The organism is Pseudomonas sp. NFACC46-3 (assembly GCF_900114515.1).
GTDB classification, from domain to species: Bacteria; Pseudomonadota; Gammaproteobacteria; order Pseudomonadales; family Pseudomonadaceae; genus Aquipseudomonas; species Aquipseudomonas fluorescens_Q.
In genome coordinates, this window is the sequence record NZ_FOTH01000037.1 from 22833 (window position 1) to 45131 (window position 22299).

Annotated in this window: 16 protein-coding genes; 3 read left to right on the forward strand and 13 right to left on the reverse strand. The window is 60.7% G+C overall.

From position 1 onward, the window contains the following. Window positions 1–434: 434 nt before the first annotated feature. The 9 genes from BM300_RS25875 to BM300_RS25915 form a co-directional block, all read right to left on the reverse strand. Window positions 435–1421, reverse strand: a complete 987-nt coding sequence (locus BM300_RS25875) for an acrylyl-CoA reductase (NADPH) (protein ID WP_092464370.1) — start codon at window positions 1419–1421, stop codon at window positions 435–437. Window positions 1422–1460: 39 nt separating this feature from the next. Further along, window positions 1461–1829 carry an SDR family NAD(P)-dependent oxidoreductase gene (locus BM300_RS25880; protein ID WP_371914672.1) on the reverse strand — a complete coding sequence of 123 codons (369 nt, stop codon included), beginning with the start codon at window positions 1827–1829 and terminating at the stop codon, window positions 1461–1463. Between the two features lie 168 nt (window positions 1830–1997). Continuing rightward, window positions 1998–4619 carry a M10 family metallopeptidase gene (locus tag BM300_RS25885; RefSeq protein WP_063320954.1) on the reverse strand — a complete coding sequence of 874 codons (2622 nt, stop codon included), beginning with the start codon at window positions 4617–4619 and terminating at the stop codon, window positions 1998–2000. 123 nt (window positions 4620–4742) lie between these two features. Beyond that, window positions 4743–6050, reverse strand: coding sequence for a TolC family protein (locus tag BM300_RS25890; protein ID WP_092464372.1), 1308 nt, complete (start codon window positions 6048–6050; stop codon window positions 4743–4745). Between the two features lies 1 nt (window position 6051). Next, window positions 6052–7362, reverse strand: a complete 1311-nt coding sequence (locus tag BM300_RS25895) for an HlyD family type I secretion periplasmic adaptor subunit (protein WP_256572687.1) — start codon at window positions 7360–7362, stop codon at window positions 6052–6054. Window positions 7363–7381: 19 nt separating this feature from the next. After that, window positions 7382–9097 (reverse strand): type I secretion system permease/ATPase, encoded by a 1716-nt coding sequence (locus tag BM300_RS25900; protein ID WP_092464374.1) that lies wholly within the window; start codon window positions 9095–9097, stop codon window positions 7382–7384. A gap of 231 nt (window positions 9098–9328) precedes the next feature. Further along, a complete protein-coding gene (fabF, locus tag BM300_RS25905) occupies window positions 9329–10621 on the reverse strand; it encodes a beta-ketoacyl-ACP synthase II (protein WP_092464376.1) in 1293 nt (430 codons plus the stop codon). Between the two features lie 54 nt (window positions 10622–10675). Then, window positions 10676–13756, reverse strand: a complete 3081-nt coding sequence (locus tag BM300_RS25910; protein WP_092464378.1) for an efflux RND transporter permease subunit — start codon at window positions 13754–13756, stop codon at window positions 10676–10678. Beyond that, window positions 13753–14862 (reverse strand): efflux RND transporter periplasmic adaptor subunit, encoded by a 1110-nt coding sequence (locus BM300_RS25915; RefSeq protein WP_092464381.1) that lies wholly within the window; start codon window positions 14860–14862, stop codon window positions 13753–13755. The genes BM300_RS25910 and BM300_RS25915 overlap by 4 nt, the downstream gene beginning before the upstream one ends. A gap of 220 nt (window positions 14863–15082) precedes the next feature. On the opposite strand from BM300_RS25915, the gene BM300_RS25920 reads away from it, so the two are divergent. Next, window positions 15083–16546, forward strand: coding sequence for an efflux transporter outer membrane subunit (locus BM300_RS25920; protein WP_092464383.1), 1464 nt, complete (start codon window positions 15083–15085; stop codon window positions 16544–16546). A gap of 48 nt (window positions 16547–16594) precedes the next feature. Beyond that, the gene (locus BM300_RS25925) at window positions 16595–17380 is read left to right on the forward strand and encodes an SDR family NAD(P)-dependent oxidoreductase (RefSeq protein ID WP_092464385.1); all 786 of its coding nucleotides are present in this window, start codon (window positions 16595–16597) and stop codon (window positions 17378–17380) included. Window positions 17381–17437: 57 nt separating this feature from the next. Here the strand turns inward: BM300_RS25925 and BM300_RS25930 are convergent, their stop codons facing one another. The 4 genes from BM300_RS25930 to BM300_RS25945 form a co-directional block, all read right to left on the reverse strand. Then, the gene (locus tag BM300_RS25930) at window positions 17438–18709 is read right to left on the reverse strand and encodes an OmpP1/FadL family transporter (protein WP_092142941.1); all 1272 of its coding nucleotides are present in this window, start codon (window positions 18707–18709) and stop codon (window positions 17438–17440) included. 51 nt (window positions 18710–18760) lie between these two features. Continuing rightward, window positions 18761–19540, reverse strand: a complete 780-nt coding sequence (locus tag BM300_RS25935) for a thioesterase family protein (protein WP_063320944.1) — start codon at window positions 19538–19540, stop codon at window positions 18761–18763. Window positions 19541–19741: 201 nt separating this feature from the next. Next, window positions 19742–20362: a TetR/AcrR family transcriptional regulator gene (locus BM300_RS25940; RefSeq protein WP_092349187.1), complete on the reverse strand. Its 621-nt coding sequence runs from the start codon at window positions 20360–20362 to the stop codon at window positions 19742–19744. A gap of 127 nt (window positions 20363–20489) precedes the next feature. Next, window positions 20490–20915, reverse strand: a complete 426-nt coding sequence (locus BM300_RS25945; protein WP_063320942.1) for a VOC family protein — start codon at window positions 20913–20915, stop codon at window positions 20490–20492. Window positions 20916–21281: 366 nt separating this feature from the next. Here BM300_RS25945 and BM300_RS25950 point away from each other — a divergent pair, with 366 nt between their 5' ends. Then, window positions 21282–22046 carry a substrate-binding periplasmic protein gene (locus BM300_RS25950; protein ID WP_092142934.1) on the forward strand — a complete coding sequence of 255 codons (765 nt, stop codon included), beginning with the start codon at window positions 21282–21284 and terminating at the stop codon, window positions 22044–22046. Window positions 22047–22299 lie beyond the last annotated feature (253 nt).

Consider the following 22299-nt stretch of genomic DNA (forward strand, 5'->3'; position numbering starts at 1 on the left):
CGATACTGCGCCGCTCCTATAGCTTGTGACTACCCAGCACCAAATACCGCTGCGGTGCCGCCTTGCGCAGTCGCGCCGCGAGGAACACGCCAACCAGCAGCGCTGCGGGGATGAGACCTGAGTCAGGTGCGAGCCGACAACGTGTCGGACAGGCCCTAGATAAACGTCGTGGGATCCTGCTGGGCCTGGAGCGTGGAGACGATCTGGTCAGCCACGACACCGATCACCATCGACCAGACCGATAACGCATAGAAACCCGGACCTACGCGTGCTGTCGCTGGCCAATGAGTTCATCTAGCTGTGCGGCGAATTCGGCGCCTTTGTCGACGGCTGGTTCGTCCAACAGGACATCGACTGGAGCGACGCCGACCGCACTGTGCTGACCCGATACCTGCGCGAGCGTGACATCCACGTGGTGGTCCACAAGTGGTTGCTCATGCATTCACGTCCACCACAGTGCGCCCGCGCACCTTGCCTTCCAGTACCCGAGCGGCAACGGCCGGCACCTCTGCCAAGCCAACCATCTGGGTGGTGCGGGTCAGCTTGCTCAAATCAAGGTCCTGGGCGAGTCGCAACCATGCCTGCAGGCGCACCGCTTGCGGAGCGTTGACCGAATCGATACCGGCCAGGGTCACGTTGCGCAGGATGAAGGGCAGCACCGAGCCAGGCAGATCCGCGCCCTGAGCCAGGCCGAAGGCAGCGACAACACCGCGATATTGGGTCTGTGCCAAAGCATTGGCCAGGGTGTGACTGCCCACCGAATCAATGACGCCAGCCCAGCGTTCCTTGGCGATCGGTGCGCCCGGCTGCGACAAGGTGTTGCGGTCGATAACCTGCGTCGCACCAAGGTCGCGCAGGTAGTCACCCTCCTCTAGTCGTCCGGTCGAGGCGATCACTCGATAACCCAGGCCCGACAGCAGTGCGATAGCCACCGAGCCGGCGCCACCGCTGGCGCCGGTGACCAGGATATCGCCTCGATCAGGGGTCAGCCCGCCATGCTCCAATGCCAGGACGCTGAGCATCGCCGTATAGCCCGCGGTGCCGATGGCCATGGCCGCCTGGGTCGAGAATACTTCCGGGATCTTTACCAGCCAGTCACCGCTCACCCGCGCCTTCTGCGCAAAGCCCCCGTGGTGGGTCTGGCTCAGCCCCCAGCCGTTGACCAGCACACGGTCGCCGGCCTCGAACCCCGGGTGGCTGGACGTCTCGACGATGCCGGCGAAGTCGATGCCCGGAATCAGCGGAAACTGGCGAATGACGGGGGAGCGTCCGCTGAGGGCCATGGCGTCCTTGTAGTTCACGGTCGAGAACTCGATCGCGACAGTGACATCACCGGGCATCAGGTCCTCGTCCTTGAAGTCAACCAGCTGGGTCGAGATCGCTTCGCCGGTTTTGGTCGTGAGCAGCGCTTTGAAGGTCATGGTTTTTGTCCTGTTCGTTCAAACGGATGGTCATCGCTGTCAGCGTGCCTGAGCAGGCCATCTGGTTTCGAGCTGCAGCGCTCTGCGAATGCCCGTGTCCAGCAAGTGCGCCGGAGCCATGGCCTGGCTCACCACTTTCGTCACTTTTACCCGAACGTCTTCGTACACGTCGAGTCTAGCGTGGGGTTGGAGGGTGTTGCTCTCGAATCGAGTCTTGGTATAGCCGGGCTCGACGACCGTGCCCCTGATGCCGTGTGTACGCAATTCGGGATCCAGCGCTTGAGAATAACCTTCCACCGCATGCTTGCTGGCTGAATAGAGGGCAGCATAAGGAACCGGCACGACACCAAGGATAGAGCCGATGTTGATGATGCGGCCAGCGTTTCTCCCGGCGCTTAAATAGATCAGCGCTCATGAAATCAATGAACTGATTAGGCAGAAGACAAAACAGGTGGCGAGGGGGCGTGCTTCCTCGCCATGGGGTTCATGGTTGTTCTTGAGTGAGCGCCCGTCGGGACACTGAGCGCTCAATGGTTCAGGGCCCTGATCATTCCCTCGGCCCCCCGAACTGCTCTATCAGGCGATCAGATCGGTGACATTAAGGGTATTGACACCCACCAGTTGGATTTCAAAATCCGCGCCCAGATCGCCATTGACGTTGCCGTACAGCACCTGATCGACGAAGCGCAGTTGTCCTGCTGCCGTGAAGTCATTCGAATTTACGAAGCTGAACGTGTCGGCAAACGAGGTCAAGAGATTGGCATCGAGTTTCGACAGATCCAACTTGTCGCCCTGTAGGCTGCTGAAGTCGGAAATAGTGTCACGGGTGGACCCCATGCCCAGCTCACCCAGCGTATTAAAGACAAAGCGGTCGCTTCCAGCTCCACCGGTGAGGCTGTCAATGCCCAGACCGCCGCTCAGTGTGTCATTGCCCCCCCAACCGCTCAGCACGTTGTTGCCGTCGTTGCCGATCAGCACGTTGTCCAGGGCGTTACCGCCGCCCTTGAGGTGAGCGCTGCCGGTCAGCGTGAGGTTCTCCAGATTGGCGCCCAGGCTCCATTTCAGTGAGGAGCGCACGGTATCGATTTCACCGGCCAGGGTGCTGGTTTCGCTGACGATATCCTTGAGGTTGTCGACCACATAAGTGTCGTTGCCGGTACCACCAACAAGCGTGTCGATACCGCTGCCGCCGTCCAACGTGTCGCTGCCCCCCCAACCGCTCAGCACGTTGTTGCCGTCGTTGCCGATCAGCACGTTGTTCAGGGCGTTACCGCCGCCATTGAGGTGAGCGCTGCCGGTCAACGTGAGGTTCTCCAGATTGGCGCCCAGGCTCCATTTCAGTGAGGAGCGCACGGTATCGATTTCACCGGCCAGGGTGCTGGTTTCGCTGACGATATCCTTGAGGTTGTCGACCACATAAGTGTCGTTGCCGGTACCACCAACAAGCGTGTCGATACCGCTACCGCCGTCCAACGTGTCGCTGCCCCCCCAACCGCTCAGCACGTTGTTGCCATCGTTGCCGATCAGCACGTTGTTCAGGGCGTTACCACCGCCATTGAGGTGAGCGCTGCCGGTCAACGTGAGGTTCTCCAGATTGGCGCCCAGGCTCCATTTCAGTGAGGAACGCACGGTATCGGTTTCGCCAGCCAGGGTGCTGGTTTCGCTGACAATATCCTTGAGGTCGTCGACCAAGTAGGTGTCATTCCCCGCGCCACCGATCAGTGTGTCCTGTCCGACTCCACCGTTCAGCACGTTGTTGGCGGCGTTACCAGTCAGCACATTGTTCAGGGCATTGCCAATGCCGTTAATAGGGGCGGAACCGGCCAGGATCAGGTTTTCCACGTTGGCGCCCAGCGTCCAGCTCACTGAAGAGCGCACGGTGTCGATTTCGCTGGCCAGGGCGCTGGTTTCGCTGACGACATCCTTGAGGTTGTCGACCACGTAAGTGTCATTGCCTGCACCACCAGTCAAGTTATCGATACCGCTGCCGCCATCCAGGGTATTGGCGCCGGCATTACCGTCGATGCGATTGTTCAACGTGTTGCCCGTGCCGTTGATATTGGCGCTTGCGCCCAGCCTCAACGTCTCGATGTTGGCACCCAGGACGTAGCTGACGGACGAAATGACAGCATCGATTTCGCTGGCCAAGGTGCTGCTTTCCTGCACGCTGTCACCGATGTTATCGACGACGTAAGTGTCGTTGCCAGCCCCGCCGATCATCGTATCCTCGCCCGCGCGACCGTTCAGAACGTTGGCCAATGCATTGCCGATCAGTGTGTCGTCATTGGCCGAGCCGAATGCGTTTTCAATTTTGGCACCGTAGGCGATCGCCAATCCTTCGCTGAAGGCCGTTTGAGTGTCGAGCTCCAGAAACGATTGGCCGATCTTACTGAACTGGCCTTCATTCAGGTTGATGCGGACCGCTGCCAGCTGATTGCTCGCGTCGATCGTGTCAATACCACCCGCGTCCCAGATCGTCTCGAAAACCGATTGGCTGGGCTCCCAGCGATACGTGTTATTGCCGGTCTGCCATTGAGTGTTGGCCCCATAGAGACTTTGGATGGCGGCAATATCCAGCACCATGGGAGTGGTGGGCTCATAAGAATACGAGGTGTTGTAACTCATGATCGTATTGCGAACGTCATCGAACTGAGCTGCAAGCACCGTGGTGTTTGACAGACTTTGGGAGAACGGATGCTTGAGACCAAGTGCATGGCCGATCTCATGCATAAAAACCAGGTAGTCGTAAGTGCCCTTGTCCGGGGTTGGGTTGTTCGTCACTGGCCCGAGCCAGACATCACCGCCGCTGGGGGTATCGGCAGGGAAATAGCCCCAGGCTGCGGTGTCGCTTTCCATATTCAGATAGCCGCCGAACCGCAGGTCGCCTACGGTGGTGGTGGATTCACTGACCTGGGTGAATTTGATATTGGCAACCGAGCCCCACAGGTCGAGCGCACTGGTAATACCACTTTGCTGGGCTGACGTCAGGACGTAGCTGGCTTCATACTCATTGTCACTGCTGTAGTAGCGGGCAAAACGCGAAGTCTCAGTCATGAAACTGTACGTCAGGGGTGTGGTGAACGTACCGGTACTCCAGGTATTGCCCATCCAATAGGTACCAACCAGCAAGCTGTCGACTTGTGCATTGCCGGTCAGCGTTGCCGACGAAGTGTATGAATAACCAACCGGAGTGGGCATATGAAATCTCCTGTGAGCAATCTGCGGCCTTCCGAAATGCGGCCGCTACAATGGGTTATTTTGCATTAGAAACAGAAAAAGTGATATCACATAGCCACTCTCTTCAAGCTTGAATCCAACCAGCTATGGCGCAACCAACCACTCATTGGCCCGGCGAATATCCCCTTCTCCCAATCTTCCGCTCCAGCGATGCAGCACCAGCAAGCTGGTCACGAACTTGTATTGGGACTGATAGAAATCACGCCGCGCACGAAACTCGTCCTTGATACTGTCCAGCACATCGACTGCGTTCTTGACGCCATAGCCGAAGGCTTTTTCCGTGGCGACCCGAGACTTTTCAGCCGACTCCAGCGCCCGCCGTGTAGCCTTGATCCGGCTGAGCTCGGCCGTCATGCCGAGATAAGCAGTGCGGGTTTCCTTGATGACCTGGCGACGCAAGGCTTCCAGCTCCTGCTGGGCGGCTTCCTTGTCACTTTCGGAACTCGATACCCGTGCACGGGTGGAACCGCCGCTGTAGAGCGGCATCTGCAAATCCAGGGAGGCAACTAGGTTGTCCGAGCGAGGCGTCACGGCGCCTTCGTAGCCAATGTCACTGCGCTGCGCCGTCAAATTCAGGCCCAGCCGGGGAAGATGCCCTGCCTTGTTTTCAGCGATGGCCGCCTCGGCGGCGCGAACACTGTGCTCCCGGGCGTGCAGCGCCGGGTTGCTGTCGAGCGCCGTCTGCACCCAGTAGTCCTGCGCTTGCGCTGGCAGGATGAAGGCTGGATTGTCGCCGATGCGCTTGAACCGCTCGCTGACATCGCGCCCCACCAGTTCGGAAATCGCTTCACGACTGACCAGGACTTTGTTGCTGGCTTCGATCTCGTCAGCCTTGAGCGCATCCACTCGCGCCTCAAGGTCGAGTGTGTCGGTCACCATCGCCATCTGCCGCGCGTACAAGGCCTTGACTCGCTTGAGGTTACGCTCGGTCGCCTCCAGCTCGCTGCGCACCAGCGACAACTCGTCCTCCGCAGCAAGAACGGCGAAATAACGCTCGGACAAATCAATGCTGGCCTGCACCCGCGTATCGACCGACTCGTAGCCACTCTGCCGGGCCAACTCAAGGTACTTCTGGTAACTGCGCCAGACCTGGGGATCGTAGATCACCTGATTGAGCATCACGGCCATGCGTTTGCCGTTGTACTGGATACGGTCCAGGTCGTCGTCGCGCCGGCTGCGGTTGACACTGCCGCTGGCGTTGAGCTGTGGCAATAGTTGACCAAAGGCCGCGCGTTCCTTGCCCTCGCCGCTTCGAACCAGGGCTTGTGCCCGCAGGACACGCGGATCAGCCCCCTGCGCTTCCTGGTGCAGTTGCCACAGGTCGACATAAGTATCATCAGCGAGCGCTCCCAGCGGCAGGAGGGCCAGGCACATCGTGATCAGGAACTTCATCTCAGTCCTCGATCAACGAACGGGCGAACACATTGCTCGCCGGCTGTATCAAGTATTGCAACAGCGTCCGCGCGCCCGTATTGACCAGCACTTCGACCGGCATTCCCGGCACCAGGGTAAGGTTGCCCAATGTCTGGCGCCCTTTGTCCGTCAAGGCCACGCGTGCCAGGTAATAAGCCGTGCCTGTGTCCTTGTTGATCAGACGGTCGGCGGAAATCTGCACCAGCTGCCCCTCGATGACAGGCGTGGTGCTGCTCTTGAACGCGCTGAAGCGAATGTCCGCCAGCTTGCCCAACGCGATGCGGTCGATGTCCATCGGCGACACCTGCGCCTCGATGATCAGCTCTTCGTTGGCCGGGACGATGTCCAGTAGCGCAGTGCCTGGGCTGACCACCGCGCCGAGGGTATGGACCGTCATGCCCATGACCATTCCGGACTCGGGCGCGAGGATATCGGTACGTTGATCGCGGTCCCGCAGGGTGGCCAGTCGCTCGCGCAGTTCGTACACTTTGGTCCGTGCATCGCCCAACAGGCCGGCGACTTCACTGGCGAAGGTCTTTTTCAACTGCAGTATCTTCAATCTCGCCTCGTCGATATGGACATGCGCTTGCGCAATCTCGGACTGGCTTTCAGCTATTTCGGTTTGCAGGCGAGAGAGGCTGCGCTCCTGCTCGCGCAGTCGCTGTTTGTCCACGAAGCCTTCGGCAAGCAGTGCCCGCAAATCGACTATTTCTTCTTGATAGGAAGCCGCCAGCGCTTGCTTGCTGGCGATGATGGCCTTGAATCCGCGAATCTGTTCTTCGATTTGTCCGATGGTCTTCTCTTGCAAGCCGATTTCGCCCAGCAACGAGGTCCGTCGGGTCTGGAAGATCCGGGCCTCACTGTCGCGGGCTTCTTGCACCCGTGGGTCCGCGGGATCCAGGGCAGGCACCGCCAGAGGCTCGGGCAATGCGTCACGCTCAGCCTCCAACCGGGCCTGCAATTGAAGCGCGGCAATCAACTGGCTGCGCGTCGTTTCCATTTCCGAACGGGCCTGGGTGTTGTCGAGCACCAGCAACACATCGCCGGTTTTGACCAAGTCACCATCATGCACGCGCAGTTCGCGCACGATGCCGCCCTCAAGGTGCTGCACCGTCTTGCGGTAGCTTTTGACCGTGACCACGCCCGGCGCGAGTGCCGAGCTGTCGAGCGGGGCCAACGCAGCCCAGCCACCGAACAGGCCAAAGGTGACCAGCAGCATGAGGTAGCCGACGCGCCTTACCGGCGTGTCATCGACAAGCAACGCGGTGGACGAGTGTTTGCTGTTTTGCATGAAATCGCTCATCCGCTTCCTACGGTTGAATCGCGGCAGCCTGGCGGGCCGCGGGCGTCGCATCGCGCAAGCGGGCCAGGACCTGGTCCCGCGGCCCGAACAGACTCAGTTCGCCATGATTGAGCACCAACAATTTATCCACCTGCGCCAATACCCCAGGTCGATGGGTAATGACAAACACCGTGGCCCTGCTCTGCCTGAGTTTTTGCAGCGCCTCGGCGAGCATTTTTTCGCCGGTCTCATCCAAGTTGGAGTTGGGTTCATCGAGCACCACCAGGCGCGGCTCACCGTACAAGGCGCGCGCCAGGCCGATACGTTGCCGCTGACCGCCGGACAATCCACCGCCATTGGCGCCGATCACCGTGTCGTAGCCATCGGGCAATTGCAGCACCAGCTCATGCACACCCGCCATGCGCGCGGCAGCGACCACGGCAGGTGCGTTCACCGGGCCGAAGCGGGAAATGTTCTGGCTGATGGTGCCCTCGAACAACTCGATGTCCTGCGGCAGATAGCCGATGTACGGGCCCAACTCCTCCCTACGCCATTGGCTGATGTCCGCGCCATCCAGGCGTACGGTGCCGGCCAGGCTTGGCCAGACGCCGAGCAGTGCCCTGGCCAGGGTCGACTTCCCAGCGCCGCTGGGACCAATGATGCCCACTGCTTCACCCGCGGCGACCTGAAAGCCCACGCCGCGAATAATCGGCTTGCGAGCATCGGGGGATCCGGCCGAAAGGCCCTCGACGCGAATCGCCCCCTCAGGTGCCGGTAGCGACATGCGTTCAGGCTCGGCGGCAATCTTGAGCAGCAATTCGTGCAGCCGGGCATATTGCGAGCGGGCCCCCAGAAAGCCTTTCCATACGCCGATCAACTGATCGATGGGCGCCAGCGCGCGCCCTAGCAAAATCGAGCCGGCAATCATCAGCCCGGACGAAATCTCGTGATTGATCGTCAGATAGGCGCCCAGGCCCAGCACCAGCGACTGGACGATCTGCCGGAATGTCCTGGACACCGATGTCATGGTTGCGGCGCGGTCGCTGGCCAGGCTTTGCAGCGCAAGGACCTTGTGGGCTCGCCCGCTCCAGTGCTGGCGCAGGCTGGCAAGCATGCCCATGGATTGCACCACTTCAGCGTTGCGCAAGCTCTTGTTGGTGAAGGCGGTGGCCGCCACCTGTTCGCGGTTGGCGGCCTGCAGCGGTGAGTGGGTAAGCTTTTCGTTGGCAAAGGCCAGCGCGCCCAACAACGCTGCACTCACGACCCCCATCCAGCCGTACCAGGGATGAAACATGAACATGACAGCCAGGTAGATCGGGATCCACGGCGCGTCAAAAAATGCAAACAGGCCGTTGCCTGTCAGGAACTGGCGCAAACCATTCAAGTCGCTCAAAGGCTGGGCCGTGGCATTCATGCCACTGGTATTGAGCGCCTGCTTGAAACTGGCGTCGAACAGACGCTGGCTCAGCAGCGTGTCCAAGCGAGTGCTGATCCGCACCATGATTCGCGAACGGACCCACTCCAAACCACCCAGGGTGATCATCAACAGCAACATGATCAGCGTCAGCATCAACAGGGTCGACAGGCTGGCGCTGCCTACCGCGCGGTCATACACCTGCAGCATGTAGAACGAAGGAACCAGCATCAGCAAGTTGACGAAAAAACTGAAAAAACCAACGGCAAGAAAACTACCTTTGCAGACTGCAAGGGCGCCTTCCAGTTCGGTCCTGGCGTGGGCTGACATGGTTCATCACCTGAGGTCCGATTCTGGTCAAACCTGAAAAATCACAAGGGCACAGGCGCACGAACGCCTGGAATATCGTTCGGCGGGACACCACTGGAGCGCCCGCACAATCGGATCTACCGCGCTGTATCGGCACGGTTTTGCAGTTCTTAAGGAAAAATCGAAATTGGCGTGACGGGTGATACGCCGCGCGGGATGGCCCTTCGCGGCGGGCGACACCAGATCAAATGCTCAAGCCTCAGCCTCCCAACGACGAAACAACACACTGGCATTGACGCCACCGAACCCGAACCCATTGGAAAGCGCGTGGGTAATCGGCATCTTCCTGGCCTTCAGGCCAACCAGATCAAGCCCAGCGGCGGCTTCGTCAGGACTAACCAGGTTCAGGGTCGGCGGCACGATCTGGTCACGCAGCGCCAATACCGTGAAAACCGCTTCAATGCCCCCGGCCGCGCCCAGCAGGTGGCCGGTAGCCGATTTAGTCGAGGTAATCGCCACCCCGGATTCCGTGCCGAACACCGAACGAATCGCCGCCAGCTCCCCGCTGTCGCCGACCTGGGTAGAGGTCGCGTGGGCATTGATATGCTGCACGTCGGCCGGACTGACAGCAGCCTGGCGCAGCGCCTGTTCCATTGCGCGGCGGGCGCCGTTGCCGTCTTCCGGGCCGGCCGTCAGGTGGTAGGCATCGGCGCTGGTGCCATAGCCGACCAGTTCCGCCAGGGGCTTGGCCCCACGCGCCAACGCGTGTTCCAGCGACTCGATCACCAACAACCCCGCGCCTTCGGCCATGACAAAGCCGTCGCGATCACGGTCGAAGGGGCGCGACGCTTCCTGCGGGCGTTCGGCAAAACCGGTGGAGAGCGCCCTGGCCGCCGCGAAACAACCCAGGGTCACGCGATCGATCGCCGCCTCGGTACCGCCACAAATGGCAATGTCCGCCTCCCCGCTCCGGATCAGCCGGGCCGCATCGCCGATGGCCTGGACGCCGGCGGCACAGGCGGTTACCGGTGCGCCGAGCGGGCCTTTGAGGCCATGCCGGATGGACACGTGGCCGGCCGCCATGTTGGCGAGAAACGCCGGTGCAGAGAACGGTGACAGCCGACGCGGCCCCCGCGAGTCGGTGGTGCGTACGGCATCGGCAATGGCGCCAAACCCACCCACGCCCGATGAAATGATCGTCGCGGTGCGTTCCTGGTCGACGGCTTCAGTCGGATGCCAGCCCGCCTGCTCCAGGGCCTCATGGGCGGCCACCAGCGCAAACTCGATGAAGCGATCCATTTTCTTGCGATCCTTGGGCGGGATGACGCGCTCGGGGTCGTAGCCAGCGCTGGCGTCTTCCTCCAACGACGGCACCTGGCCGCCTACGGCCACACCGGTACCCTCGGTGATATCGCCAGGCAGGATACGAATGCCGGAGCGGCCGGCCAGCAACCGCTGCCATACCTCTTCTACACCGCAGCCCAGGGGGCCGACAATGCCGACACCCGTGACGACGATTCGCTTTTGACCTTCGGGAGTACTCATAAGAACCTCTTCATTTCGGTGGGCGCTCACTGGCAGCCACGCGCGAACACTCGCTTATACCAGCCGTACTGTTTCCATTGGAGCAGGCTGGACTGGACGGATCTTGAACCAGATGGAATACATTGCCGGCAGGAACACCAGGGTCATGAGGGTGCCGACGAACGTACCGCCGATCAGCGTGTAGGCCAACGTACCCCAGAACACCGAGTGCGTCAGGGGAATGAACGCCAGGATCGCCGCCAGCGCCGTCAACAGCACGGGGCGGGCCCGCTGTACGGTGGCTTCGATGACAGCATTGAACGGATCCAGCCCTTCTTGGGCGTTGTGATGGATCTGCCCGATCAGGATCAGCGTGTTGCGCATCAGGATGCCCGACAGTGCGATCAGGCCGACCAGGGCATTGATGCCGAACGGCTGTTGGAATATCAGCAGCATAGGCACCACGCCAATCAGTCCCAAGGGCGCGGTTAAGAACACCATGAGCATCGCCGAGATCGAACGCACCTGGACAATGATGATCAGCAGCGTCAGCGCCACCATGATCGGCAGCAGGGGCAGGATTGCTTGGTTGGCCTTGCCCGACTCCTCGATAGCCCCTGCCTGCTCGATCCGGTAGCCGTCAGGAAGCGTGTCGAGGATCGGCTGCAATAGCACGAGCATCGCGCTCGATACGTCTGGTGGCTGCAAGCCTTCGGCGATGTCGCCGCGCACGGTGATGGTCGGCGTACGATCGCGCCGCCGAAGGATCGGATCCTCCATGCGTACATCCACCTCGCCGACCTGGGACAGCGGGATACGCTGCCCGGCGGCCCCTACCAGCGTAAAGCCTTCGATCCGGGCGGGGTCAAGACGGATGTCACCGGCGGCTCGACCAACGACCTGCACCGAACGGATGTCCTCACGAACCGCCGTGATCGGCACCCCGGCCAGCAGGAATTGCAGTTGCTCGGCGACGGCACTGGATGTCAGTCCGACCGCCTGCAGGCGATCCTGATCCAAGTTGAAATGCAGCGTCGGCACCAGCGGCCCCCAATCGGTGTTGACCGTCCTCATCATCGGGCCGGCTTGCATGACGTCCTGTACGCGTGCGGCAATCTCCCGCAGTTTCGTCGGATCAGGCCCCATCACCCGGTAGGCCACCGGAAACGGTGAATACGGACCGAACACAATCTGGGTCGCCCTGACACGGGCCTCTGGGGCAAGCCCTGCGGCAACCGCTTCGCGAAGACGGAACTTGAGGGTTTCCCGTGCCTCCTGGCTGTCCGTCAGCACGACGATCTTGGCGAACGACGGATCTGGGAGTTCTGGCGCCATTGCCAGGAAGAAACGCGGCGCGCCCTGTCCGATATAGGCGGTGACGATTTTCGCTTCCGCCTGTTTTTGCAGCCAGGCTTCGACCTTGGCCGTGGCGGCGCTGGTCTGCTCGATGGAAGTTCCATAGGGCATTTGCACCTCGACCATGACCTCGGGACGGTCAGAAGTTGGAAAGAACTGCTTTTTCACCAGGCCCATGCCCAGGACGGCCACGACAAACAGCGTGATCACCGTACCGGCCACCAGCCATTTGTGGCTGATGACCCGCGTCAGGACCTGGCGGAAGCGATTGTAGTGGCGGGTGTTGTAAATGGCGGCATGTCCGCCCTCGACCGGTTTGATGTCCGGCAACATTTTCACCCCCAGGTAAGGGGTAAAAGCCACCGCGACCACCCAGGAGGCGATCAGGGCGATGCCGACGATCCAGAACATGTTGCTGGTGTATTCGCCAGCGGTCGATTGGGCAAAACCGTTGGGCATGAAGCCAATCGCGGTCACCAGCGTACCGGACAGCATCGGTGCGGCCGTGTGACTCCAGGCATAGGCGGAGGCTTTGATCCGGTCGTAGCCCTCCTCCATTTTCACCACCATCATTTCGATCGCGATGATCGCGTCGTCCACCAGCAGCCCGAGCGCCAGGATCAGCGAACCCAAGGTGATCCGGTCAAAGTTCTTTCCGGTAGCCGCCATCACCACAAACACGATGGCCAGTGTCAACGGTACGGCCGCTGCGACCACAACGCCTACACGCCAGCCCATGCTGAGAAAGCACACGAGCATCACAACCAGCAGCGCGACAAAAAACTTGACCATGAACTCGCCGACGGCCGAATCGATGTTCACGGCTTGATCGGTCACCTTGGTCAGCGTCATGCCCAGCGGCATGTCTTCATTGATCTTGCTCGTCTCGGCATCGAGCGCCTTGCCCAGATCGAGGCCGTTCCAACCCTCGCGCATGATCACGCCCAGCAACAACGCCTCTTCGCCGTTGTTGCGCACCAGGAAGGTGGCCGGGTCTTCATAGCCACGTTCAACCGTCGCCACGTCCGAGAGCTTCAACGTGCGCCCCTGGATTGTCAGCGGCGTGTCGCGGACTTTCTCCAAGGTATCGAAGGCCCCCTCCACCCGCAGGAAAACCTGTGGCCCTTTGGTTTCGATGGAGCCGGCGGGTGTCAGTACGTTCTGGCTGTTCAGTGCGGCGAAGATGTCCTGGGGGGAGACCCCCAAGGTCGCCAGCCGGTCATGGGAAAAGGAAATGAAAATGCGCTCGGCCTGTTCGCCGATGATGTTGACCTTCTTCACCCCCGCCACATGCAACAGGCGCTGGCGCAACACCTCGGCATCGCGCACCAGCAGGCGCTGCGGCTCACCCTTGGCCTTGAGGGCAAACAGCGCAAACGTCACGTCCGAGTACTCGTCGTTGACCAGTGGCCCGATCACCCCCGCCGGCAACTTGGTGGCTTCGTCGTCGAGCTTCTTGCGCGCCTGGTAGAACTCTTCCTGCACCTGTGAAGGCGGCGTGCGGTCCAGTAGCGAAACCATGGTGAAAGCCAGGCCGGGACGAGTGTAGGTTTCCGAGCGGTCGTACCATTTCAACTCCTGCAGGCGTTTTTCCAGGGGCTCGGCGACCTGGTCCTGCATCTCCCGCGCCGTCGCCCCCGGCCATGCAGTAATGACGGTCAGTTGCTTGACCGTGAACGGCGGATCCTCCGCGCGGCCAAGCTTGAAGAACGCCAAGGTCCCGGCGACGGCGATCAGGAAAATCAGAAATACCGTGATGGCGCGCTCGCGCACGGCGAGCGCCGAAAGATTGAAGCTCATTGGCGGGTCCCCGCGATGTTCACATCGCCCGGTGCAAGCAGCCGGACGGGTTCGCCTTCACGCAACAGATGTGCACCCAGGGCGACAATCCGCTCACCGACGTTGAGACGGCCTGCAACGCGCGCCGCGTCGTCGCTCAAGCCCAAGACCTGGACGGGACGCCAAGTCACTTTTGCCGGCTCGCCGTCGATGACCCACACGCCAGTGCCATTGCCGGGGTCGTACAGCGCCGCAATCGGCACTTGCAGCACCGGCCCCTGGGCCACGCCCTCGGCGATACGCAGTGTGACGGTCGAGCCCAGCGGTGCATTAGCCAGGGCGCCCTCCAGGACATAGCGCGCTTCAAAGGTACGGGTCACCCGGTCAGCCGAATCGGAAAGCAGTCTGAGCCTGGCGGTGACCGCCCCGCTGGTGCTGCCATACAGCGTCGCCTGGGCGCTGGACCCGACGGCTGGTCGCAGGGTCTCGGGCAGTTGCACGACGGCTTCGCGCTGCCCGGCTCGCGCCAGTCGGACCACCGGTTGACCCGGACTGACGACTTGCCCCGGCTCGGCGAGCGTTTCCATCACCACACCATCGGCGTCGGCGAGGAGCACTGCATAGCCGGACGCATTGCGGGCCACGTCGGCTTGCGCCTCGGCGGCGCGGAGCTGCGCCTTCGCGGTATCGGCGGCGGCTTTGATCTGGTCATAGCCCGACGCCGAAATCGCCCCGGCGGCCACCAGTTCGCGATATCGAGCTTCATCGTCCGCGGTCTGCTTGGCCCGGGCGCGCGCGGCCGTGACAGCCTCTTGCTGGGCTCGCGCCTGCAAGCCCAGGTCGATGGGGTCCAGACGCATCAGCGGCTGGCCTTTCTTGACCGCCTGACCGGCATCCACCAACCGCTCCAGGACCTTGCCTGACACACGAAAACCCAGGTCGCTCTGGACGCGGGCCGCCACGACGCCAGTGAAAGAGCGAGCGCCGACGGAGGAACCCTGCACCTGCGCAACCCTCACCAGAGGAGCAAGCGTGCGCGGATCGGTGGCAGTGGATGAGTCGCCGCACGCCGTGAGGACAAGAGGCAACAAGCAAGCGGCAAGGGTGACAGGTCGGAGCCGGAGCATAGGTTCCCTTTACTGGACAGAGGATGGGGAACCCATTCTTGCGCTCGTGACCAATACTGTCAATGGTCACCAATTGAAGTTTTGTTTTTGGCCCTTTTGGCTCACGGATAATCCTTGATAAACAAAGGGCCTTGGATCCACGAAGCGGACTTCATAACCAATTGACAGACTGTGACCATTATATAATATGGTCACAAATGTCGATCCCGAGGAAACCGCAATGCCTCCCCTCCGCCCCCTTGCTTTATTAGTAAGCGTCAGCTTGATGGCCGGCTGCGCGGTCGGTCCGGACTATCAGCGTCCCAACGCTGTCCTGTCGGATCGTTTCCTGGGCCAGCCTTCTGTCGAGCAAAGGAGCGGTACAACACAGGCCAGCCTCACCACCTGGTGGGAGGGGTTTGGCGACCCGGTGCTGAGCGACTTTATCGCCAAAGCCCTGGAGCAGAACCTTGACCTCGCCCAGGCGTCGGCGCGCGTTGCTCAGGCGCGGGCCGGCCTTGGTGCAGCCAACGCCGCCTTGTTGCCCTCGGGAAATATCAGTGGCCAGGCCGCACGCGCCTATCAATCCGTCGAGACGCCGCAGGGCCAATTGCTCAACTCGAACCCTGGTTTTGATCGGTACGGGAACAGCTACGAGCTGGACCTCGGCGCGAGCTGGGAACTGGATGTCTTTGGCGGCCTGCGACGCGGACGCGAAGCTGCATTGGCCGAATACCAGGCCTCCGAGGCCGGAGCCGCGGCGACAAGGCTGGCCGTGGCCGCGCAGACCGCTGACATCTACATCACCCTGCGCGGCTTGCAAGCGCGGCTGGATATTGCGAACCACCAGGTCAAGACCCAGCAGGACCTGCTGGAAAAAGTCCAGTTGCTCTACAGCAAAGGGCTCGCCGCCAGCTATCAGGTCCGCCAGACCGAAGGCGCGCTTGCCCAGGTCCAGGCAACGGTACCGGTCCTGCAAACCGGGCTGGACGCCGCCATGAATGCGCTGGATGTCATGCTCGGCACGCCGCCAGGCACTCACCGCCCGCAACTGACCGAGACGGGTAGCATCCCCCTGCCCCCACAAATCAGCGAGATGGGTACGCCGGCTGATCTACTGCGCCGCCGGCCAGACCTCATCGTCGCCGAGCGCCGTCTCGCCGCCTCCAATGCCCGTATCGGCGAAGCCGTCGCCGAGTACTATCCGAAATTTTCCCTCAGCGCGTTGCTCGGCAGCGCCACTGCGGTCTCTGCCGGGCACCTTTTCTCCGGCGGCGCCAGCCAGGCGTCGGGCGCGCTGGGACTGCGCTGGAGGCTGTTCGATTTTGGCCGGATCAACGCCCAGATCGACCAGGCCAAGGGACAGGAAGCCGAAGCGCTGGCTGCTTATCGCCAGTCCGCGTTGCGCGCCACCGAGGATGTCGAGAATGCCTTCTCCGCCTTGGTCAACCGAGAAGCCCAGGCCACGACACTCACCACAGGCGAAGCGTCATTGAGCGAGGCGCGTCGATCATCCTTTATTGCCTATCAGAAAGGCACGGCCAGCCTGATCGATGTCCTCAACGCCGACCAGACACTGCTCCAGGCATCCGATGCCCGGGCACAAGCACGGACGGAATCGGCACGGGCGGCGGTCGCAGCATTCAGAGCCCTCGGTGGCGGCTGGCAAGCGCCACAGCCACCGCAGCCGGTAGCGAGCCGATGATCAGGCAATCACCACTATTTTCAATCTTTACAACCGGAGTCCAGCCACATGAAAACCAACGAGAATTCCTGGGTGCTCATCACGGGTGCTTCAAGCGGCTTTGGCGAGGAGTTCGCCCGGCAATACGCAGCACAGGGAAAATCCCTCGTTCTGGTAGCCCGCAGGCTGGACAAACTGGAAGCGCTGTCAAAAGAACTGCGCGAGCGTTTCGGCACCGAGGTGATCACCGAACAAGTCGACCTGTCGTCGATTCCGGCAGTCATCGACCTGCACAAGCGACTGGTTCAACAGGGTATTGCAGTCGATGTGCTCATCAACAACGCCGGCCATGGATTGCAGGGCCCGTTCCTGGACCACGCCATTGACCAATCCCTGGCAATGATCGATCTGGACATCGCCAGCCTGACCACCATGACTCGCCTCTTTGCCCAGGACATGCGCATCCGCCGCCGCGGCCACATCTTGCAGGTCGCCAGCTTGCTTTCCTATCAAGGCGTGAAAAATTTCGCGGTCTATTCAGCGGCCAAGGCCTACGTGCTTCGCTTCTCCGAGGCGCTGCACCAGGAACTCAAGGGCGACGGTGTCGTCGTGACCGCGCTGTGCCCAGGCATGTCGGATACCGGGTTTGCGCAGAGTGCCAACCAGACCCTCACCCCAGCGCTGAAAATGGTGATGATGCAACCCCAACCAGTGGTTCGCGCAGGCATCCGCGCGCTGCAAGCCGGGCGCATGAGTGTGGTGCCCGGCTTCGGCAACAAGGCGCTCACGGTGTTGACCTGGGCCACACCACGCCGATTTCACCAGCGTCTCATGGCGAATGTCATGGGGGGATGAATGCGATGCGGTGAAGGACCGGGAGCTGCAAGGGCTCCCGGCACACGCCCTATTGCGCTAGAAGCGATAGCTGACTGAAGTACCAAAACCGCTGGCACTGTTCCGGTATTTGGAACTGTATGCGCCACGGGTCGACGAGGTTTCGTTGATGCGCACGCTCTCTTCCTGCAAGTAGGAGTAAGCCACGTCGATCGTCACCTCTTCCACAGGCGTCCAGCCGGCACCGAAGCTGAGCACCGTGCGGTCGCCGGTTGGTATCCGAGGCCCACGGTTGGTGTTGTTGGCGGGCGACTGGTCGACCGACAAGCCCGCGCGCAAGACCCATTGATCGTTGAGTTTATACGCGGCACCGATGGCATGGGCCCAAGTGTCATGCCAGTCCTGTTCTTCGCTGACGGTGCCCAGCGCGCCGCTCAGCAGCGCAGGCAAGCCGGAGTTCTCGATGGTCAGCTCCTTGAAGCGGCTCCAGCGCGTCCAGGTACTTCCCAGGTACATCGTCCAGTCGTCATTGAGCTGATGAGTGAGCGAGATGTCCACTGACTCCGGAGTATCCACGTCCAACGACGCGTCATAGCTGCGGCCACTTACCCCCAACACACTGAAAATGCCACCCGTGAGCTTGGACTTGGCATCCAGGTGGTAACTGACCTTGGAGTGGTAAGTCAGCCCCAGGCGAGTCTGGTCCGTCGCCTGCACCAGGATGCCGGCGTTGAAGCCGAGCGCCGTATCGTCGCCGTTGCTTTTCAGCTTCCCATCGTTGCTGCCGGGACTGAGGGGATTGGGCACCATCCCGGAGATCTCACCGCTGATCCGGTTGATGGTCGGACCAAACCCGATCGACACCTTGTCGTTGAAGGCATAGCTGACGGTAGGCTGGAAAGTCAGCGTCGTCACTTCGCTTTTATTGCCGTAATAACGCCCGGCAAAGTCGCTGCCATAATCGGTGATCAAACCAAATGGCACATAAAAGCCAACGCCGACAGCCCAATGCTCATCCACCGGCTTGACGTAGTAACCCATCGGCACCGTGGTGGTCGGCACCATGTCACCGTCCTCTCGGCCACCGAAAGTGCTGCGGGTCTGGCTGATATCGCTCTGGGTAAACAGTGTCGCAGCGCCCAGGCTGACCTGCTCTTTCTTCAAGCGAGACATGCCCGCCGGGTTGCCGAAGACAGTACTGGCATCTTCAGCGGAAGAGGACCGCCCGGCAAAACCCGCGCCCATCCCACTGATACTTTGTTCGTTCAGCGCGAAGCCGCTGGCAAACACTTGGGACGTTGCAAGCGCAACGGCGAGACTCATGGGGGTCTTGAGCAAGATTCTTTTCATTATTAGGACTCTAGGAACAATTGCTGGGGGATGGAACGGTTTGTTTTTCTATTAGGTAAAAATCGCCACGGTCTGGCGCGCCCAAAGCACTCGCCGACCGCTTTCGTCCCAGATTTCCATATCTTGCAAGGAGTAGCCCTCCGAAGCCTGCTGGCTGAAGGCGCTGATGAGAAACCATTCGCCGGCCACGGCGGGCTGCGGCAGATCGATTGTCCAGGAAGCCGAGCTGATGGCTGCCGGCTCTGTGAAGCAGGTCATCGCGGCGGGCGGCAGACTGTCAGCGAGGGCGATCAAAGCCACCGCCGGGTCTACCCCCTGGGCATCCAGGTGACGTACCCACATCAGCAACTCGGGATCTGTAGCCCCGGACACCGGCAATGACCCACCCGCAGGGCGCATTTCGAAGTTGAAGGCGCAGGCAGGCGCAATGGTGTTGTCCAGCGCCAGCGTGGCGTACCGCGACGCCTGCTCCACCAACGGGCATCCCCATGCCTCATGGGTAATCCTGCTGGCGCGTGGCTGAGCGAACAGCAAGGTCGTGCGCAACGCCAGCTCATCGCCCGACTTGCAGTCGACAGACACCGAAGTCACGGATCGCCCTTCGCGCAACACGCTTGTATCGAATGTCTGGGCTTGCGTGACCGGACCTATGAATGAAACCTGCGCAGACTTGAACGGAGGAAAGCCCTGTGGGCGCTCGCGCAGAACCGTTTCCAACGACAACGCCGCCGAAAGACCACCGAAGATCGTCCGGCCCTGCTGCCAATTGGCTGGAGCAACGAACGGCACGCTCGGATCAAACTGCGCCAGCACCTGAGCAAAACTGGTCATTTAGACGTCCTCCGACGGCCTGAACGTGAACCCGCAGAAGCATCGCAAGAAGGATCACTTGAAAGTCGACGCCATACTCATTCATGTGACCATTATTGTCAACAGTCACTAAATAGGCAAAAAGAGACCGCTCGGTCAGGTACAACCCGAAGGCAAGGAAGTCGTTTCTGAATCGGGGCGGCCGCTCGTCGCAGCCGTCCCTCAGGGCATCAGGCTACGCAGGATGAGGTTGGCGGTCAGCGTCGGCGCCACCTCGACATGATCGAGGCTGTACTGCAGCAATAGAGGATTGACGAAAGGTCGAAGGGTCAGGTGTATCGCTTCGACGGTTTCATCCAAGGGCGTCTTGCGTTCGAACTCACCGCTTTCGCGCCCTTCCCGTACGACCTGCACCACGAATTGCTTGATCCGTGCGTCATACACCAGGGAGCTGGGCCAGTGCTCCGACGCGGAGAATGCGGCAATGTCGTAGAGCTTGCGATCATTGAAGAACAGGTCGACCCCCGTGGTAATCAGGGTCTTGACCAGGCGGCGAAAGCGCTCGGTCGAAGAGAGCCCTTCCTCGCCGATGGCCTCCTCCACGGCCGCAACGATCTTCGCAAGACAGCCGGAGCAAATGGCTTCGCCAATCGCCTGCTTGGAATCGAAGAACTTGTAGATGTACGCCTTGGAAAAGCCGATGGCCTTGGCCAGGTCAGACACGGTGGTCTTGGCGTAGCCGTATTGACTGAAATGCTCGTTGGCCGCCGCGACAATCTGGTCGCGAATGTCATGATCGGCTGGGCCGCGAGTGCTGGGCGAAGGTGATGTTGGCTGATTCATGGGAGCAGCTTACGCATCCCTGCGAGGGATGACAACTTGTGACCACCAATGAATATAGTCACAAAACAGCCGTTCGTCCGTTACACGCACCTTGCTCCCTCGTCACGAGGGCTCCGATTTGTCCGTGTCATTTGGCAAAAAGCTGACTCATATCCTTGAACGCCTTGAATTCAAGGGCATTGCCACAAGGATCGAACAGGAACATCGTGGCTTGCTCGCCAACCTGCCCTTTGAAGCGGACGTAGGGTTCAATCACAAACTCCGTGCCGAAAGATCTCAATCGTTCAGCCAGTGCCTCCCACGCCTCCCAAGCCAAAACAACACCAAAGTGCGGGACCGGCACATCATGCCCGTCCACCGGATTGCTCTGGGCGCTTTCCTGGAAAGCGGTCTTGGGTTGCTCATGAATCACCAGTTGGTGACCGTAGAAATTGAAGTCGACCCACTGACTGCTGGAACGGCCTTCTTCCAGGCCAAACACTTCACGGTAGAACGTACGGGCGGCGGCAAGATCGTAGACCGGAATCGCCAGGTGGAATGGAGAAAGGCTCATCGAGAATCCTCTTAACGTGTGAGGTTGGGCCATCGTAGCGCCGCGCTTGCGGCAAGAAAACCCTACAGACCGTGTCCAAGCGACACCGGGAGCGACGAGTTTTCGCGGCTGGCTCATGCACCGCAGGCCCGTCGTGCAGGTACACATCCAAATTAGCCGCTTTAGCCGAGCAAATGAACTATACCTTCAGAAGCACACAGTCAGACCAAGGCGGCACTGACATGATGGGATGGAACGGTTCTGGCGAATCCTGCCGGATCGCTGCATCATGCGCCGCATCATAAAAAAAGCTGGCCTGTAGACGTTGTTTCCGGCGCCTCGTACGCCGGAATTGGCGCCCCCCTTTCAATGCCTGAAGTATCGTCCATGAGCCCGACTACACGCGTTTTGAACGCATCAACCAAAGCGCTTTACCGGCTTTGCCTGTTACTGCCGCTGCTGGCTAGCCATGGAGCGAGCGCCGAATCTCCGGTCATTGAACTGCACTTTCCTGACGCACCGCCGCTGACGTTCGTCAACGACCCCAGGGGTCACGGAATCGTGGGCGATGTCGCCGTGGCGGCGATGACCAGGGCCGGGTACACCGTAAAGGTCCATGTACTTCCCTGGGCCCGGGCACAAAAGCATGTCAGTGAAGAACATGACCACTTGATCACCCCCCTGTCGCGCATCCCAACTCGTGAAGATCGCTTCACCTGGATTGCCTCGATCATGCCCATGGAACGTGCCTTTTTCAGCCTCGAACGACGGGTGAGCAGCTTCGCCCAAGCGAAAGAGACCTACCGCAAGATCGGCGTCGGCCTGGGCAGTGCACAGGAAGATATCCTGCGCAGCGAAGGCTTCAGCGATGAACAGATCTATCCGTTGGCCATCGGCGACAATCCCGCCCAGATGCTGTTGATGGGGCGTATCGATGCCTGGTTCAACGGAGTGCCGGAGAGTCGTTACATCTGGCCGAAGGTGTCTAAACGCAAACTGCTCATGAGCTCGGTCGGCAGCAGCGCCGATCTCTACCTGGCCTGCTCGAAGCAATGCTCACCAAAAATGGTCGAGGATTTGCGCGAGGCGGTTGAAGCGCTTCGCGCGGATGGGACGGTCAAGCATATCCATGACCTCTATTTGCCGCAGTAGGCTGTGGCGAGGGGATTTATCCCCGCTGGGCTGTAGCAGCCCCAAAGGCAGGGTGCAACCAACCTGAGATGACGCGGTGGCTGGATTCAGGGTTGCTTCGCAACCCAGCGGGGATAAATCCCCTCGCCACATGCAGTTCAACATCGAATGAATAGCATCGCTGAACTAGAGCCCTCATCGATGGCTTATATCATTCCGAATGATAGTTACCTTTGCTTCATTCGATTCGTTCCTCTGCCTTGCGCCACGCATC